Source organism: Brevibacterium ravenspurgense, assembly GCF_001584615.1.
Classification (GTDB): Bacteria; Actinomycetota; Actinomycetes; order Actinomycetales; family Brevibacteriaceae; genus Brevibacterium; species Brevibacterium ravenspurgense.
In genome coordinates, this window is record NZ_LQQC01000008.1 from 46,952 (window position 1) to 62,398 (window position 15,447).

General features: G+C 62.2%; 17 protein-coding genes. 12 read left to right on the top strand and 5 right to left on the bottom strand.

The features are described from left to right. Window positions 1-200 precede the first annotated feature (200 nt). The 4 genes from Bravens_RS03350 to Bravens_RS03365 all read right to left on the bottom strand — a co-directional run bounded on the left by Bravens_RS03350 (window position 201) and on the right by Bravens_RS03365 (window position 3,551). A complete protein-coding gene (locus tag Bravens_RS03350; protein ID WP_062020278.1) occupies window positions 201-839 on the bottom strand; it encodes a mycothiol-dependent nitroreductase Rv2466c family protein in 639 nt (212 codons plus the stop codon). A gap of 150 nt (window positions 840-989) precedes the next feature. Next, on the bottom strand, window positions 990-1,481 hold the full coding sequence (gene smpB, locus Bravens_RS03355) for an SsrA-binding protein SmpB (RefSeq protein WP_019175988.1): 492 nt from the start codon (window positions 1,479-1,481) through the stop codon (window positions 990-992). A 36-nt stretch (window positions 1,482-1,517) separates the two neighbouring features. After that, window positions 1,518-2,648 (bottom strand): peptide chain release factor 2, encoded by a 1,131-nt coding sequence (prfB, locus tag Bravens_RS03360; protein WP_062020279.1) that lies wholly within the window; start codon window positions 2,646-2,648, stop codon window positions 1,518-1,520. Window positions 2,649-2,660: 12 nt separating this feature from the next. After that, window positions 2,661-3,551 carry an amidohydrolase family protein gene (locus Bravens_RS03365; protein ID WP_062020281.1) on the bottom strand — a complete coding sequence of 297 codons (891 nt, stop codon included), beginning with the start codon at window positions 3,549-3,551 and terminating at the stop codon, window positions 2,661-2,663. 122 nt (window positions 3,552-3,673) lie between these two features. On the opposite strand from Bravens_RS03365, the gene Bravens_RS03370 reads away from it, so the two are divergent. The 11 genes from Bravens_RS03370 to Bravens_RS03420 all read left to right on the top strand — a co-directional run bounded on the left by Bravens_RS03370 (window position 3,674) and on the right by Bravens_RS03420 (window position 13,523). Beyond that, the gene (locus Bravens_RS03370; RefSeq protein WP_062020283.1) at window positions 3,674-4,030 is read left to right on the top strand and encodes a hypothetical protein; all 357 of its coding nucleotides are present in this window, start codon (window positions 3,674-3,676) and stop codon (window positions 4,028-4,030) included. 172 nt (window positions 4,031-4,202) lie between these two features. After that, the gene (locus Bravens_RS03375) at window positions 4,203-4,391 is read left to right on the top strand and encodes a hypothetical protein (RefSeq protein WP_062020285.1); all 189 of its coding nucleotides are present in this window, start codon (window positions 4,203-4,205) and stop codon (window positions 4,389-4,391) included. After that, complete coding sequence (locus tag Bravens_RS03380) at window positions 4,384-5,127, top strand: hypothetical protein (protein WP_062020287.1); 744 nt, start codon at window positions 4,384-4,386, stop codon at window positions 5,125-5,127. Before Bravens_RS03375 ends, Bravens_RS03380 begins: the two co-directional genes overlap by 8 nt. A 131-nt stretch (window positions 5,128-5,258) precedes the next feature. Then, entirely contained in the window at window positions 5,259-6,482 is a 1,224-nt protein-coding gene (locus Bravens_RS03385) for a TadA family conjugal transfer-associated ATPase (RefSeq protein ID WP_062020289.1), read from the top strand. Next, window positions 6,479-7,354 (top strand): type II secretion system F family protein, encoded by an 876-nt coding sequence (locus tag Bravens_RS03390; RefSeq protein WP_062020291.1) that lies wholly within the window; start codon window positions 6,479-6,481, stop codon window positions 7,352-7,354. Before Bravens_RS03385 ends, Bravens_RS03390 begins: the two co-directional genes overlap by 4 nt. After that, window positions 7,354-8,280, top strand: a complete 927-nt coding sequence (locus Bravens_RS03395; protein WP_062020293.1) for a type II secretion system F family protein — start codon at window positions 7,354-7,356, stop codon at window positions 8,278-8,280. The genes Bravens_RS03390 and Bravens_RS03395 overlap by 1 nt, the downstream gene beginning before the upstream one ends. A 34-nt stretch (window positions 8,281-8,314) precedes the next feature. After that, complete coding sequence (locus Bravens_RS03400; protein ID WP_062020295.1) at window positions 8,315-8,533, top strand: hypothetical protein; 219 nt, start codon at window positions 8,315-8,317, stop codon at window positions 8,531-8,533. 59 nt (window positions 8,534-8,592) lie between these two features. Continuing rightward, window positions 8,593-8,988 carry a TadE/TadG family type IV pilus assembly protein gene (locus tag Bravens_RS03405; protein WP_062020297.1) on the top strand — a complete coding sequence of 132 codons (396 nt, stop codon included), beginning with the start codon at window positions 8,593-8,595 and terminating at the stop codon, window positions 8,986-8,988. Further along, window positions 8,985-9,410, top strand: coding sequence for a hypothetical protein (locus Bravens_RS03410; protein ID WP_062020299.1), 426 nt, complete (start codon window positions 8,985-8,987; stop codon window positions 9,408-9,410). The genes Bravens_RS03405 and Bravens_RS03410 overlap by 4 nt, the downstream gene beginning before the upstream one ends. Then, window positions 9,407-9,841: a pilus assembly protein TadG-related protein gene (locus Bravens_RS03415; RefSeq protein ID WP_157452693.1), complete on the top strand. Its 435-nt coding sequence runs from the start codon at window positions 9,407-9,409 to the stop codon at window positions 9,839-9,841. Before Bravens_RS03410 ends, Bravens_RS03415 begins: the two co-directional genes overlap by 4 nt. A 157-nt stretch (window positions 9,842-9,998) precedes the next feature. After that, a complete protein-coding gene (locus Bravens_RS03420) occupies window positions 9,999-13,523 on the top strand; it encodes an FtsK/SpoIIIE domain-containing protein (protein ID WP_157452694.1) in 3,525 nt (1,174 codons plus the stop codon). A 3-nt stretch (window positions 13,524-13,526) separates the two neighbouring features. Here Bravens_RS03420 and Bravens_RS03425 read toward each other — a convergent pair whose 3' ends face one another. Continuing rightward, window positions 13,527-14,453, bottom strand: a complete 927-nt coding sequence (locus Bravens_RS03425; RefSeq protein WP_062020305.1) for a hypothetical protein — start codon at window positions 14,451-14,453, stop codon at window positions 13,527-13,529. Window positions 14,454-14,618: 165 nt separating this feature from the next. Here Bravens_RS03425 and Bravens_RS03430 point away from each other — a divergent pair, with 165 nt between their 5' ends. Next, window positions 14,619-15,446, top strand: a complete 828-nt coding sequence (locus Bravens_RS03430) for a purine-nucleoside phosphorylase (protein ID WP_062020307.1) — start codon at window positions 14,619-14,621, stop codon at window positions 15,444-15,446. The last annotated feature ends 1 nt before the right edge of the window (window position 15,447 follow it).

Genomic DNA, 15,447 nt, shown 5'->3' on the forward strand with positions numbered 1-15,447 from the left:
CCCCGAAAATCTGGGCGAAAACCGCACAAAACCAGCCCCAATCGGCCCCAAACGCCACCCGAAAACAGAAGTCCCGCTGCCTTCCCCAAAGGGAGCGACAGCGGGACCTATCAGACGTAAGTCGAGCTCCACCTCGTCAGAGGGAGAAAAGCAGAGACCACCCGAAGGCGCTCAGAAAATCAGCGCAAGCCTCAGAGAGTTCAGAGGCCCTTGGTGCTCTGCGTGTCAGGCCCTCCGGCCGGGCGCGTGCGCTTAAGTTCGTAGAAGGTTTCAACCGTGGCCAGGTTGCTCAGGCCGTCCCACATGGCGAGGCCTTCTTCTTCCTCCGGAAGCGTGAGGATGACCGGGCCGAAGTAACCCTGCTTGGTGCCGTCTTCGCGTTCAAAGGCGATGATCGGCACACCGACATCGTCACCGACCAGGTCGAGAGCCGACTTCAGCTCAGCGTTGAGGTGCTCGTCCCAGCTGTCATCGTCAGCGGCCTTCAGGAGATCAGCAGACAAGCCAGAATCAGCAAGGATTTCGCTGATGAGCTCGTCAGTGAAGTCTGTGCCGTCAACGTGCCGAGCCGCACCGAACACCGTGTACAGGCCGCCGGCGTCGGCGCCTTCTTTCTCAGCCGCCGCAATCACACGCAAAACGCGGTGACCGGCGTTGTGGCCTTTCGAGTGGCCAGAGTTTTCGTTGGCACCACCGGCCAGTTCGTCGTTCTTGATCGCCAGGCTGAACGGACGCCAGGTGACGTCGATGTCGCGCTTCGCGCTGGCCTGCACAAGCCAACGGCTGGTAACCCAGCAGAAAGGGCAAGAGGGATCGTAATAAAAATCTACTCGCTGCATATCCCGAGTTTAACGACTCACGCTACAGAACGCACTGGTCAAAGCCCCTGCCGAGGTGCCCGCGGGTCCCAGCGCATGGGGCCGAGGTGCCGGCCCGACTCCCGGTCATGTGCCGGCTGAGTGCCGACTACAGGAAGGCCGAGGTGCCGCTCACCTGTTCTGGCGCAACGACATGGCGCGCTCGGCTTCGCGTTTGTCCTGCTTTTCGCGCAGCGCCTGGCGCTTGTCCCAGTCCTTCTTACCCTTGGCCAGGGCGAAGGAGATTTTGACGCGCGAACCGGAAAAATACAGCTCCAGCGGCACCAGAGTACGACCGGATTCTTTGAGCTTCTGGTTGATCTTGATGATCTCGGCTTTGTGCAGAAGCATCTTCCGCTTGCGCCTGGCGGCGTGGTTCGTCCACGTTCCCTGCAGGTATTCGGGAATGTAGATGTTCTCGATCCACGCCTCACCGCGATCAATGTGGGCGTAGCCGTCAGTAATGGAGGCGCGGCCTTCGCGCAGCGACTTCACTTCCGTGCCGGTGAGCACCAGGCCCGCTTCGAATTCCTCTTCCAGGTGGTAGTCAAAAGAGGCACGGCGATTGCGCGCGACGACCTTTTTGCCGTCGTTCTTGGTGGTTTCGCCGGTCTTCTTAGACATGTTTTAGTGGGGTCTTTCGATTTGGGACGCGCTTGATCAGGAAAGCGCGTTTTCTTCTTCTGCCTTCTGCTGTTCTTCCTTGCGCCAGCGGATGCCCGCTTCAAGGAAGCCGTCAATGTCGCCATCGAAAACAGCTGAGGGGTTGTTGACTTCGTAGCCGGTGCGCAGGTCCTTGACCATCTGGTACGGGTGGGTGACGTAGGAGCGCATCTGGTCGCCCCACGATGCTTTGATGTCACCGGCGAGGCTCTTCTTCTGTGCCTCTTCTTCTTCGTGCTTCAGCTGCAGCAGTCGCGACTGGAGCACGCGCATGGCCGCGGCACGGTTCTGGATCTGCGACTTTTCGTTCTGCATCGACACGACAACACCCGTGGGGATGTGCGTGATGCGCACAGCCGAGTCAGTCGTGTTGACCGACTGACCACCGGGACCAGACGAACGGTACACGTCGATGCGCAGGTCGTTTTCGTCAATGTCGACGTGGTCGGTCTGCTCGATGAGCGGAATGACTTCGACTGCTGCGAACGATGTCTGGCGGCGGCCCTGGTTGTCGAACGGGCTGATGCGCACCAGGCGGTGCGTGCCGGCTTCAACGGACAGGGTGCCGTAGGCGTAGGGCGCGTTGATCTGGATGGTTGCGGACTTCACGCCCGCACCTTCCGCGTACGAGGTGTCGAGCTCCTGCACGTTGTATTCGTTGTTTTCGGCCCAGCGTACGTACATGCGGGTGAGCGTCTGGGCGAAGTCGGTGGCGTCGTCACCGCCGGCACCAGCACGGACGGTGATCACTGCGGAGCGTTCGTCGTATTCACCGGACAGGAGCGTGGCGATTTCCATGTCCGACAGTTCGCGCGCAAGCTTGCTGACTTCGTCCTGTGCTTCCTGCAGAGCGTCATCGTCGTCTTCGTCTTCGGCCATGGAGACCAGCAGTTCGACGTCTTCAATGCGTTCGTCAAACTTTTCGAGCTTTTCGAGCCTGGACTGGCGGTGCGACAGCTTCGAGGTGACCTGCTGGGCTTCGTCCGGGTTGTCCCACAGGTCAGGTGCTGCCGCCTGCTCGGTGAGCTCAGCGACTTCTGAGCGCAGCTGATCGATGTTGGACACCTCGCGGATCGAGGCGAAGGTCTGCTTGAGGTCGGCGATTTCGCTCGCAAAGTCAAAGGCCATAGTCCTGCCAGTCTACGGCACCGGGTTCAGAAGACGCTGACCGTTGTCCCACAGCACGGCCCGCAGCCACTCCTCCCCCAGCTCCAGCCGTTCAAGCGCTTCAACCTGGTGGGCGTAGCTGTAGGGGATGTTGGGGAAGTCGGATGCGAACACAATCCGATCCCCGTAATCGCCCAGCCGCCTGCGGTACTCCGCTGAGGTCGGGGCGAACCGCTCCGTGAAATCAGTCAGCGCCATACAGGTGTCCAGATGGAAGTTCGGGTGTTCATCGGCCAAGTCAAGGAACGCCTCGTAATCCGGCATGCCCAGGTGGGCCATGACCAAGGTGAGGTTCGGGAACCGCCGCAACACATCCCGGATCGGCTCGATACCCGTGTGCGCTCCCCTTTGGGGAGCATGGCCGGCATGAATGACGATGGGGAGCTCCGCCTCGGCGATCATGCCCCACACGGGGTCGAGGTGGGGGTCGGTCGGGTCGTAGCCGCCCACCTGCACGTGCGCCTTGAAAACCCGGGTGCCGGACTCAATGGCGCTGCGGACGTAGTCTGCCGCCTCGGGTTCCGGGTAGAAGGTGCTGCTGTGGGCACAGTCGGGAGTGCGTGCGGCGAAGTCGGCGGCCCAGGAGTTGAGCCAGGCAGCCATATCCGGCTTGTGCGGGTAGAGCAGTGAGGTGAACTGTTTGACCCCAAGCGCGCGCAGGGTGTCGATGCGTTCGGCTTCGTCAGTGCGGTAGGTGATCGGCCAGTCGTAGCCGAGGACGTCTTCTGCCTGTTCGAAGTAGGCCCACACTTTGCGCAGCACGTTGTGCGGCATGAAGTGCGTGTGAATATCGGTCAAACCGGGGATGCCCAGATGCTTGCACAGGTTCCGGATGTAGTTCGCATCGTCGTTGAGGCTCGCCATGGATTCACTGTATGTCAGGGGTGGTTGTGTGGTGTTGGTGGCTGAGTGGTGGGAACTGTGTTTCTTGAGGTGGCCCCAGCAGCGAGCCCCTGGTTAGTGCGAAATTCAGATAAACTCCAAGCATGGACACTGGTGCGGACAAAAAGAAGAAGAAAAACTTCGATCTCCTTGAGGCCGAGATTGCCGTCCCCATCATCGACGCGGCACGAGAGGCACATGGCCAGGGCCGCGGAACGTTCACCTGTTCGGCGCCTACGACAATTGCCGATGGCCAGCACTTTGCAATAAAGCGCAAAAGCTACGGCAAGACGCAGATGTACGACATCGGGCCGCTGATCGACTCAATCGAAAGGATCGGCTGGACCCTCACATTCGTTGAGCACATTCCGCTTGTTCCGGTACAAGCAGATTTCGGCGGCGCCACACTCCTCTACAACGAAGCGCGGGCGCACATGATCTTCCGCCGGAAAACCACCTGAGCGCAGCGAAGTTATCCACAGATTCGGCGCAACCCGCAGCCCGTCGGGCGAAGTGCGGTTGAGGGCGGGATAATCAGCCATTCGAGGAGCGTCAGAGACTGTGTCCGAGTTTCATGTCAGTGCCTCCGGCTAGCTTGTGGCTTGTAAACTTGAGTTCAGCTAGGAGGTCACGATGTCTGTTGTCGATGTCCGCACTACAGTCCACACCCGCGAAAACGCTGTTGCTCGCCGCGAGGAAATTCTGGCGAAGGTTGGGGACCCCGCAGCATTCCGCCGTCGCGGCGAAGCTTTTGAGCTCAACGCCGAGGAACTGGCACTTTACAGCGAGCTCCTCGACCTTGAGTATCTGCTCGATGACTGATCAGCCCACGCTGAAACAGCAGGCTGAAGACTTCGCGGGTGAACTCACTCAGACGGTCCACGCAGTGGTGGCGGACAGTCCACCGTTCAAAGTCGATTCTGTCGACGGCGGATCAAAGTTCGTCATTCAGCAGGATTCTAAAACCGGCATTGAACTGACTGTCGACAGCAAACCACTGCTGTCGTTGCTTGTGAACTACCGATGCACCGCTGACAGCAAGAAGCGCTTCTTAGCAGTCGATAAGTCCGCGATTGCGGTTTACCCAGGACTACAAGCACAAAAAGAGCCGCTGTTCCGATACGAATACCAGCGCGACGCCAGTCAGACGCCCAGTGCCCATTTGCATATCCACGCGCACCGTGACGCTTTCACTGCAACTATGGTCCGCGCTGGGCAGACCACTAAGCGTGGAGCAAAACGCGCTGAGGACGATCCAGTGCCCTCACTGAAGGAACTGCATTTTCCACTTGGAGGAAGTAGATTTCGCCCTTGCCTCGAGGACGTACTCGAAATGCTCATAGAAGAATTCGGACTCGACCATGACAAAGGGCCAAATGGGTCTCGTGAAGCACTGCGTATAGGCCGCGCGGCGTGGCGACGCAGGCAGACAGGTGCCGCTGTTCGAAACGACCCAGAGTCTGCCGCCAATGCACTTCGGGAACTCGGCTACGACGTCAAGAATCCCGGCGAAGACGTTTTTTCAACCGTCAACTACGACCGTCTGAAACGAATGTAAACACGACAAGTTATCCACAGATTCGGCGCAACCCGTAGCTATCAGGCGAAACGTCCTCTATATTTCGAAATACCGAACTTGCCGTGCAAAGAAGCACGGCTATGCAGAGGACAGGAAGAGGCTGAGCCGGCATGGATGCCACAGACATCATCGCCGAACAGGTCCGCGATGCTGTCAGGCTTCGCGGACTCGACCCTCGTATGGAACCCGAACCCACACGGGCACTCATCCGCGATGTCATCGCCGCCTACGACGAACACACGCTCAGCGGATCACTCCCTCTGTTGGATGACCCCGAACAGGCATTCCAGCGGATAGTCGACGACCTCACCGGCTTCGGACCCCTGCAACGCTTCCTCGACGACCCAGAAGTCGAAGAGATCTGGATCAACAGTCCCGACAAAGTGTTCATCAGCCGCGACGGCGTCAGCGAACTCACCACGCTCGTCCTCAGCGAGACCGACGTCTACGAACTGATCGAAAAGATGCTGCGCACCAGCGGCCGTCGCGTCGACCTTTCCCAGCCGTTCGTCGACGCGAGCCTTCCCGACGGTTCCCGCCTGCATGTGGTCCTGCCGGACATCACACGCCGCCACCCTTCGGTGAACATCCGCAAGTTCATCAAGAAGACCCGCAGCCTTGATGACTTGGTCAGATCAGGTTCCCTCACCTCGGCAGCGGCACGATTCCTCGACGCGGCAGTCAAAGCCGGAGCCAACATCGTGGTCTCCGGAGCAACCCAAGCCGGCAAAACAACAATGCTCAACGCGCTTGCCGGCTCCATCCCGGCACGCGAACGGGTGATCTCCTGTGAAGAAGTCTTCGAACTGGCCATTCCCACCCGCGACTGGGTGCCCATGCAGTGCCGCCAGGCATCCCTGGAGGGAACCGGTGAAGTCACACTGCGCGACCTCGTCAAAGAAGCCCTGCGCATGAGGCCCACACGGATTGTCGTCGGCGAAGTCCGCCAAGCAGAAAGCTTCGACCTGCTCATTGCACTCAACTCCGGCCTGCCCGGCATGGGCACCATTCACGCCAACTCGGCGCGCACCGCCGTAACCAAGCTGTGCACCCTGCCGCTTCTGGCCGGACCGAACATCGGCTCCGAATTCGTCACACCCACCGTCGCCGCGGCTCTCGACCTGGTCGTACACCTGGCTCTGAACGCCGACGGTTCCCGCCGGGTAGTAGAAATCGCGGCGGTGCCCGGCGGAATGGAAAACGGCGTCGTCGAACTCGAAAGCGTTTTCCACACCGTGAACGGCACCCTGGTCCGCGGCACCGGGTTTACGCACCTGGGCGAGCGCTTCTCCCGCATGGGGCTGAACATCCACCAGATTCTGGAGAACGCATGAGCGCCTCAGCAACCGCCGTCATGTGCGGTGTGGGAATCGGCACCGGGCTGGCCCTGCTGTGGTTGGCCATGTGGGAAGGTCCGCCGAAGCGCAAACACACGTTCGGCTTTATACAGAACCTCGAAGACCAGCTCAAGACGGCCGGGTTCCACCGGTTGAAACCGGCACATGTTTTCGTCGCCGCTGTCCTTGCCGCCGTGCTGACGATGTTCACGGTATGGGTCGTGACAAACGCCCTGCCAATTGCCGTGTGCTTCGGCATCTTTTCCGCAGCTGCGCCTTTTGCTGCTTTGAAGGCGAAAGCTCGCAAAACCGCTTTCAGCCGCCGTGACCTGTGGCCGCAGGCAGTCGATCATTTGAGTTCCGGTGTGCGCGCCGGACTGTCCCTGCCAGAAGCCGTTGCCGCTCTTGCTGAACGCGGACCCGAAGGGCTGCGGCCCATCTTCGCCGTGTTCGCCCGCGAATACCGCGCAACAGGTGTTTTCTCAGTGGCTTTGGACCGGCTGAAGGACGCTGCAGCGGACCCCGTTGCCGACCGGATTGTGGCAGCACTGCGAGTCACACGCGATGTCGGCGGATCTGATCTGGGCACCCTGCTGAAAACCCTCAGCCACTTCCTGCGCGAAGACTCACGCACCCGGGCAGAACTCACGGCACGCCAATCGTGGACCGTCACGGGTGCGCGTCTGGCAGTGGCCGCCCCGTGGGTTGTTCTGGGCATGCTCGCCACCCGCCCGGAAGCCGCTGCTGCCTACAGTTCACCGCGCGGAGCAGTGCTCCTGGCCGTCGGCCTGGTGGTGTCACTCACCGCTTATTCAGCCATGAAGCGCATCGGCCGACTGCCGGAAGAACCACGGGTTCTGAGGTCCTGATGTCACCCATTGTTGTCATTGCTCTGGGCGTGCTCATCGGAATTGCCGCCGCCAACCTCGTCATGGCCCTGCCGATTATGCGCCGCCCCAGCCTTGAGGACCGCTTGGCGCCCTACATGCGGGAATCGAAAACTGTCGGCCGCATGTACTCGCTTTCTGCACCTGACACCGGAGGACTGCGCGGATTCATCGGCACAGTCATCGGCAAGGCCGCCGGCTGGCTGGGTGAACGGCTGACAACGGATGCCGGAGTGCGCAGCCGACTGGAGCGCTTGGGCCCTCACGCCACGATTGAGCGTTTCCGTGCCCAGCAGATCGCCTGGACCGCCGCCGGAATTGTGCTCGGCATCGCTGCGGCTATCGGTCTGACCGCAGTACGGGGTTTCCACCCCGTGTTGGTCATCGCAATGCTCGTCCTGTTCGGCGTTGCCGGACACTTCTTCAACGACTGGCTGCTCACCCGCGCCGTCCGCCGCCGCGAACAGCGGATCCTTGCGGAGTTCCCCACGATTGCCGAACTGCTTGCACTGTCCATCACCGCCGGCGAATCAACCGTCGATGCCCTTGAACGCATCTGCCGCACAACAACGGGGGAACTCAGCCGCGAACTGCAGACCGCCCTGGCCGAGGCACGCACCGGAACACCCCTGGTAGAAGCTCTTGACGGCATGGCACAACGCTCCGGTGTGCGCAGCCTGAGCCAGTTCGTCGATGGGATTGCCGTCGCCATCGCTCGCGGTACTCCCCTGTCAGAAGTTCTGCGTGCCCAAGCCGCGGACGTCCGTGCTGAAGGCCGCCGCTCACTCATGGAACTGGCAGGCCGCAAAGAAGTCGGAATGCTCGTTCCCGTTGTCGCCTTCGTCCTGCCGATCACCGTCATCTTCGCCGTCTATCCATCGCTTGCGGTCCTGCAGCTGGGACCGTAACTGCTTGCTCCAACACAAGTTCAAAGGAGAACTCATGTTTGACCGATTCACCGCACACCTGCTGGCATTCGCAGCCGCCGTCTTTCCACCCGCCACTGGGCGACGCAGCCGTTCTGACCGAGGCGATGTGCCGGGCTGGGTGCTCATCACAGTCATGACAGCGGCCCTCGTGGTCGGCCTATGGGCATTGGCCGGCGAAGCATTCACCGGCTTCTTCCAAGATTCCATGAACAAGGTCCGCAACGCGGGCTGATGACCACCCGCACAGTGCCCTCTCATAGGGCACCTGCCCACACCTTGACGGCCCTTACAGTGCACCCGCGAAGAACACCCGCACGCAGAGCCGATGCGGGCAATGCGGTTGCCGAATTCGTCCTCGTGGCAGCACTGCTGAGTTTGGTGTTTGCGGCTGTCCTGCAGATTGTGCTGGCAATCCACGTGCGCAACACGGTCACGGATTCAGCTCTTGCCGGCGCCCGACATGCCAGCCTGGTCGGACACACTCCAGACCAAGGTGCAGAGGTCGCCCGCGAACTCATCACCACCGCGATTTCACCGAGCTACGCCGAAGACATCACTGTCGAAGAAGACCACGAGACGGGGCTCGTCACCGTCACAATCCGCACCCCTGTTCCCGTGGTCGGGTTCCTGGGTCCCGGCGGTGTGTGGGAACTGCGCGGGCGTGCCCTGATGGAGGATCCGTCGTGAGAAAAGCGGATTCCGGGCGAGCCCCGATCGAGTTCATCTTCGCCTCGGTCGTCCTCATCATTCCCCTGGTGTACGGGGCGCTCGCGTTTTCACAGGTGCAGTCAGCCGCCTACGCGGCCCAGGCTTCCGCGGTCGATGCCGCACGCGCAGCAGCCCGCTATCCGCAGTCAGCCGAGGAGCGCGCACACCAGTCCGCCCAGCTGCACTTCGCTGATTTCGGCTTGGAATCTGCCGAATACACCATCCGCTTTGACTGCGCCGGAGACTGCCAGAAAGACGGGACTCGTGTGACGGCGACTGTGGAATCTACTGTTCCGCTGCCCGGAATCCCCCGCTGGCTGACGTCCGGTGGGAAAGCCGGGATCACCGTCCAGTCGGAACACGCCGACATTGTCGCGGCATTCGGTGAGGTCAGGCCATGAGCAGGCGCAGGGATCGCGGCTCGATCATGCCTCTGTCCATTGGGTTTATGAGCATCGCCCTGGCCCTGCTCATCATTGCGGTCGTCATCACCGACATCTACATGGCCCACCGCAAGCTGTTCGCCATGGCGGATTCAGCTGCTCTGGCCGCCGCGGATTCCTACACACCGGGGCTGACCGAACAGCCGTCCCTGTTCTTCACCAACGCCGACATCGAAAGCGCCGCCAGCCGCTACATCCGGCAGTCCTCCGACGATTCCCGGTGGACAAGCATGCGCGTGCGAGCGCACACCACCGACGCCAATCACGTGTCCGTTGAACTCACCGCAGGCTACAAACCGGTTCTCATCAGCCCTTTTGTGCCCAAAGGACTCCCCTTGCGCGCCGCGGTCACAGTTGAAGGGGCTCTGCTCGATCCCGAATCCAGGTGAATCACGAGGTGCCGCCCGGCATGGTCTTTTAGGGTCGGCTTCTGTGGGGCTTGTGGGTCGCTGACTTCTGTTCCGCGCTCTGTGGACAGGACGCGTGCAATCCACAGGGGTTCACATTGGGGTGTGCGGCGATGCTCAGCTCGCTTATGTTCCGAGCATGGCTCAGACAACCGTTCACGTCACCGGACAGGGGCACGCGTCGTTTTCGCTCAGTGCTCCTGACCGTGCGAGCGCCGCTGATGTTCTAGCCGCCTTCACCCGCCACACCGCGGGTGATTCTGTCGGGGCGTGGGCAGTCCGGTCCGATGGCGAACACTCTCGCCCCACCTCGGAAACCTGGCGGCAGTGGTGTTCCCAGCATCCGGCGACTATCGTCAGTCGTCCCAGCCAGCTCGACGTGCGTGCGAGGCTCACCGGAGTCCAGCCTGCCGCCACGATCGTGGCAGGACCGGACGCTGGTTTTTCTTTCGCACTGCCGCCGCACACTGTCACGGTCGGTCGCAGCGAACGCGCTGATTTCTGTCTGCAGGACCCTTTTGCATCGCGCACTCCGCAGCAGCTGCGGTTCGGAACGAATACGGTCGGCAGCAGCATCGTGGTTGTTGACGACGGGCAGCTCGAAACCGTCAACAACGCCGTCATTCCTTGGCCGAAACCGCCACGGGTCGCACAGCTGAACCGCCCGTCAATTCTGCATCTGGTCATTCCACTGGTCATAGGGATTGCCCTGGCGATGGCCATGCAAGTGTGGTGGTTTCTTGCCTTCAGCCTGTCCGGCCCGCTGAGCGCGGGACTGCAGCTGCTGACAGAGCGGCGGCGCATCCGCAGGCAGTCAGCCGAAGGTCTGCGTTCCTATGCCGCCAGTCTGCGCACGCTTGCAGAAACGGTAGAGCAGCGAGCGGCCGAAGCGAAGATTCCGCCCAGTCGTGACCGGCTGACGGTGTGCATCGGCTACGGGACGGTTCTCCTTCCCGCGACGGTCGCCGAACCACCCGAACCGGATGAATCATGGGACGACGGCTACCGTGCCGCGTGCCAGACACTCGAGGGCAGAATCGTGCTGCCGATCGATGCTGCCACACGCAGAATTCAGACCCAGGCGCCCATCAACATCGACCTTCGGGAACACTCGGTTGTCCTCTGCGGTGCTGAGGCCGCGCCGATTGTCCGGGCTCTGTGCGCCCCACTCAGTGCTGCCGCGATTGTTGTCCACGGCCGTGCCGCAGCCCGACGCACCCCGGAACTGCTGACTGCTTTGTCCGTCTGCCCCTGCGCGTATGGAGACAACTGTGTCGACAGCGAGGCGGCTGTAACCATCACGGTTGACCACGACCGGATTGCCGTAGCCGGCGCTGAGGCCAAGAGTTCAGTTGTGGTTGAAGCGTCTGCCCGCACGGCCCGGATCGTGCAGGCAGCCACGTCACCTGCGACGATGCCGGAGCCCGGCGCGATCAATCCCGCGCGCATGTCCACCGGAAGGTTCCTCAGCTTGTGCCCGCACACGTCTGGCACGGACGAGGCATGGTCGGAACCGGTCAGTTTCGACGAGTTGGCCTCCCAGTGCACGCGGGCCGAGGTGCCCATCGGCCTGGGCCCGGACGGCCCGGTTTCCGCTGATCTGTTCACTGATGGTCCCCACGCGCTTGTTGCCGGCACCACGGGAAGCGGAAAGTCAGTCCTCCTGCAGACGTGGATTGCCGCTCTGTGCCGCAGTCGACGGCCGGATGAGCTGCGGTTGATCCTCATGGACTTCAAGGGCGGAGCGGCGTTCTCGTCCCTGGCTGAGCTGCCGCACGTCGAATCGTGTTCGGACAATCTGGACCTGCGTTCAGCCCTGCGCACTCTGCGCAGCGTTCAGGCGGAGGTCCGCTATCGCGAAGGCGTGCTCAAAGCCTCCGGATGCCCCGACATTGACGCCCACAATCAGACTGAAGCCGGGCCGCTGCTTCCGCGAATCGTTGTTGTGATTGACGAGTTCCAGGTGCTGACGGCCGACTTTCCATCCGGTGTTGAAGCGCTGGAATCCCTCACGGCCTTGGGACGGTCGCTTGGCATCCACATAGTGCTGGCCACGCAGAAGCCTTCCGGAGTCATCACATCGCGCATGCGCACAAACATCGCTCTGCGCATCTGCATGCGCGTACGGGATGCTTCTGACTCACTCGAAGTGCTCGATTCTGCTGTTGCTGCTGACTTCCTTCCGGACCGGCCCGGGATGGGCTGCATATCCACCGGTCACCGAAGCGATATGTTCCGCGCGGCCAGTCTGGAGATTCCCGCTGACGCGTCTGCCCAGGTGAGCTGGCGCCGGCTCGACACTGGCGAGCGCGAAGTCGGATCCGCCTCGGGTGCGTGCAGTATTGAGGTCGAGGCACCGCCGGTGCCGATCCTGCAGGAACTGCTGCAGACAGCACGGCCGAGGAGCACCCGGCGAATCACCCCAGAAACTCTGCCTGAGGTTTTGCCGCTTGCCGAATCGGGGCCGGTGGGGCTCATTGATCTGCCAGACCGGCAGACCGTTGTGGACTGGACGCCCCAGGCGGATCTCAGCACAGCGATCGTCGGCGGGCCGCGCACGGGTAAGTCATCTTTGCTGTGGCTTCTGGCCCGCGTGTTTTCTGAGGTCAGCAAGGAGGCTCGGGGCAATGCGAGAGCTCAGTCTCCGGACAGTGTTCTGTTCACGCGGGATGGGCCTTCGTGCTGTCGGTCAGGACTGTTGGTGGTCAATCACGCTGATGCGTGGCTGGTGGAATATGCACTCGGCAGGGTAGAGCAGACGATTGCCTCTGGTGGACGGCCGCGAGTGTTCATTGACGACTTCGAACACCTGACGTCTCAACCGCACATTCTCATGCGTCTCGAAGCGCTGCTGAGTGACACCTCGGCCGTCATCGTGTGTGACCGCAGGACACTGAGCTCAAAGGTCGGCGCATCGATCAGCCGACGGGTTTTCTTCCCACCGGCCTCCGATGGGGACACGGTGTTTTTGGGACTCAGCAATCACCGCTTTGACGGTTTTCCGCCCGCGGGACGGGCTGTTCTCATTGCCCCACACACCGACTGCGGTGAAGCGCGTGCAGATGAGGGCTTGTCTCAGTGGGACGCCGATGTCATCGGGCCCGACGGGGTCGATGTGCAGATCGCCTACACGGAGGGGACGGCTGGTGCTGCCGGCGCGAGCACTGCGGGGTCTGCGGGTGCTTGTGCAGAGGCTACTCCCCCGCTGCCGTGGGGCATCGGGCGCACCCCGACTCCCCGTGCTCTCGGCTACGACCCTTGCGGCGAGCCTGTTGTGTGGGACCCGAACGAACACGGCCATGTGCTGAGCATCATTGGTCCAGCAGAAGTGAGGCAGAGCATTGCCGCGAGTCTTACTGCGGCCGGGCTGCCCGATATCTTCACACAGCTCAGTGCGGCTGATGCACTCCCGAGTGACATCGCACCGGCGATGACGGCAAAAAGGGCAGTGCTTGGGTGGGGTCTGCATGAACAGCTGCCCTATGGATCGCCCGCCGCCCAAGCGAGCGCTTTGGGCCCCAGAATCATCGTGGGCGCCAGAGCTCAAGCCGAACTGGAAAACCTGGGCTTGCGACACCTACCGGTTACCCCGCCGGGGATTGCATGGTTCATCACGCGGACTGCCGCAATACCGATACAGCTGCAGGAAAGAGCCCCGCTATGACAGTCAACTGGTGGCAACCGTGTCGTACTCGTAGAGCACGCGTGCTTTGCCGGCCTCCACCAGACCGTCAATCAGCGTTGAGAGCACCGGCATTTCGTCCGTTACCTCGACCACCACCGGGGTGTCCGTCGACAGACGCGCAATGAGAGCGCCCGTGTCCTCAAGTGCAGCCTGGAACTCAGGAGAATCAGCCGACACCGCCTCGCCAGCATCGCCGTCATAAACAGCGCCGACGGTCAGCTCGGTGGCACCGTCCTCACCGTCGTCAATCGCGGGGAACGACACTGCAAAAGCAGTGATCTGACCATCGCGGCGCATGAGCGCAGCCCCATGCGCACCGGTTGCTTCAGACAGGAAACGCTGGTTGACCTGACCAATCGTCATATCAGCCGGACGGTCAGCGCGATTAACGCCCGCATACCAGCTGCCGAACGCCTGAGTCAGCGCGACAGAACCGGTGGCGGTCACCTCGAAATCCTCCAACCGGTCAGCACCCAAACCACCCAAACCGGCAGCCTCAATGCGGACCACCCTGGTGCGAAACAGCGGCGAAAAGCCCCAGGCTGCGGCGGCCTGCGCTCCCGGCGTGCCCGGCTCCACCCGAGCCCGCAGCGGCAGCCCCTCCAGATCCGTGCCAACAACGGCCCCACGTACGGCGCTCAGCAGAGCCGAACCGACACCTCGTCGTTCATCAGTTGAGGCGACCTCAACATGTGCCCACGCACGCGTAGGGTGGGCCGGCGACTGTGCCACCGCAGCAGCACCGACCAGCACATCATCGGCCGCTTCGGCAACAACAGCCCGGCTGACAGGAACATCAGCATCCGCGCGGAAAAGCGAACGCGCCATGTGGGCGGCAGGGTTCTGCGGATCACCAAGGATCGTGTTGAGCTTGAGATCGTCACCGTCGACAAAAGGGCGGATGCGCATACAAAGTCCTTCCAGGGCAGCTGACCCCACCATTTTAGGCCCGCCCACCCCAACGCCCGGCCCCGGCAGATGTGACCAGCCCCGCGGTGTCTCGCAGTGCCTGACGGGAGCGCATTCCGATACCGTTATGACATGACTTCGAATACCTCGCCCACGGAGGCTCAGATGACGGACAACCCCATGGAAACGGCCGAAAAGGCCGCAGCGGTCATCAACTCGGCAGCCGGTGTCGACAAACACGACATCGCACTGGTTCTCGGCTCCGGCTGGGGAAGCGCAGCGGACCTGCTGGGCGACACGATCGCCGAAACCCCGGCGGCAGAAGTCCCCGGATTCCACGCCTCGGTCGTTGCCGGCCACGGCGGCACCCTGCGCTCCATCCGCCTGAAGAACAGCGACAAAGTCGCCCTCGTCCTGGGTGCGCGCACCCACTACTACGAAGGCCGCGGCGTACGCGCAGTCGCCCACGGAGTCCGCACCGCAGCGGCCGCCGGGGCAGACAAGCTCGTGCTGACCAACGGCTGCGGCTCAACCTCAGAAGAGTTCGCCCCCGGCACCCCGGTCATCATCAGCGACCACCTCAACCTCACCGCCGTCAGCCCGCTCGAAGGTGCAAACTTCGTTGACCTGACGGACCTCTACTCCCCGCGCCTGCGCGACATTCTGCGCGGTGTCGATCCCGAACTCAAAGACGGCGTCTACGCACAGTTCCCCGGCCCGCACTACGAAACCCCAGCGGAAGTCCGCATGGCCCGCACCCTCGGAGCTGACCTCGTCGGCATGTCGACCGCCCTCGAAGCAATCGCAGCCCGTGCCACAGGACTGGAAGTCGTGGGCATTTCGCTGGTCACCAACCTCGGTGCCGGAGTGTCCGCCACTCCCCTGTCGCACGCCGAAGTCATCGAAGCCGGACAGGCCGCAGGACCGCGCATCTCAGCGCTGCTGGCCGAAGCCGTCAGCACGATGGCCGAACTGCCCCGACAGGAGCGCTGAG

Bases quoted from the DNA above. Each gene is read 5' to 3' on its own strand.
- Bravens_RS03400 (WP_062020295.1), top strand. From the start codon at position 8,315: ATGTTTGACCGATTCACCGCACACCTGCTGGCATTCGCAGCCGCCGTC.
- Bravens_RS03365 (WP_062020281.1), bottom strand. From the start codon at position 3,551: ATGGCGAGCCTCAACGACGATGCGAACTACATCCGGAACCTGTGCAAG.
- Bravens_RS03425 (WP_062020305.1), bottom strand. From the start codon at position 14,453: ATGCGCATCCGCCCTTTTGTCGACGGTGACGATCTCAAGCTCAACACG.
- Bravens_RS03350 (WP_062020278.1), bottom strand. From the start codon at position 839: ATGCAGCGAGTAGATTTTTATTACGATCCCTCTTGCCCTTTCTGCTGG.
- smpB (WP_019175988.1), bottom strand. From the start codon at position 1,481: ATGTCTAAGAAGACCGGCGAAACCACCAAGAACGACGGCAAAAAGGTC.
- Bravens_RS03375 (WP_062020285.1), top strand. From the start codon at position 4,203: ATGTCTGTTGTCGATGTCCGCACTACAGTCCACACCCGCGAAAACGCT.
- Bravens_RS03430 (WP_062020307.1), top strand. From the start codon at position 14,619: ATGACGGACAACCCCATGGAAACGGCCGAAAAGGCCGCAGCGGTCATC.
- Bravens_RS03390 (WP_062020291.1), top strand. From the start codon at position 6,479: ATGAGCGCCTCAGCAACCGCCGTCATGTGCGGTGTGGGAATCGGCACC.
- prfB (WP_062020279.1), bottom strand. From the start codon at position 2,648: ATGGCCTTTGACTTTGCGAGCGAAATCGCCGACCTCAAGCAGACCTTC.
- Bravens_RS03415 (WP_157452693.1), top strand. From the start codon at position 9,407: ATGAGCAGGCGCAGGGATCGCGGCTCGATCATGCCTCTGTCCATTGGG.
- Bravens_RS03370 (WP_062020283.1), top strand. From the start codon at position 3,674: ATGGACACTGGTGCGGACAAAAAGAAGAAGAAAAACTTCGATCTCCTT.
- Bravens_RS03395 (WP_062020293.1), top strand. From the start codon at position 7,354: ATGTCACCCATTGTTGTCATTGCTCTGGGCGTGCTCATCGGAATTGCC.
- Bravens_RS03380 (WP_062020287.1), top strand. From the start codon at position 4,384: ATGACTGATCAGCCCACGCTGAAACAGCAGGCTGAAGACTTCGCGGGT.
- Bravens_RS03420 (WP_157452694.1), top strand. From the start codon at position 9,999: ATGGCTCAGACAACCGTTCACGTCACCGGACAGGGGCACGCGTCGTTT.
- Bravens_RS03385 (WP_062020289.1), top strand. From the start codon at position 5,259: ATGGATGCCACAGACATCATCGCCGAACAGGTCCGCGATGCTGTCAGG.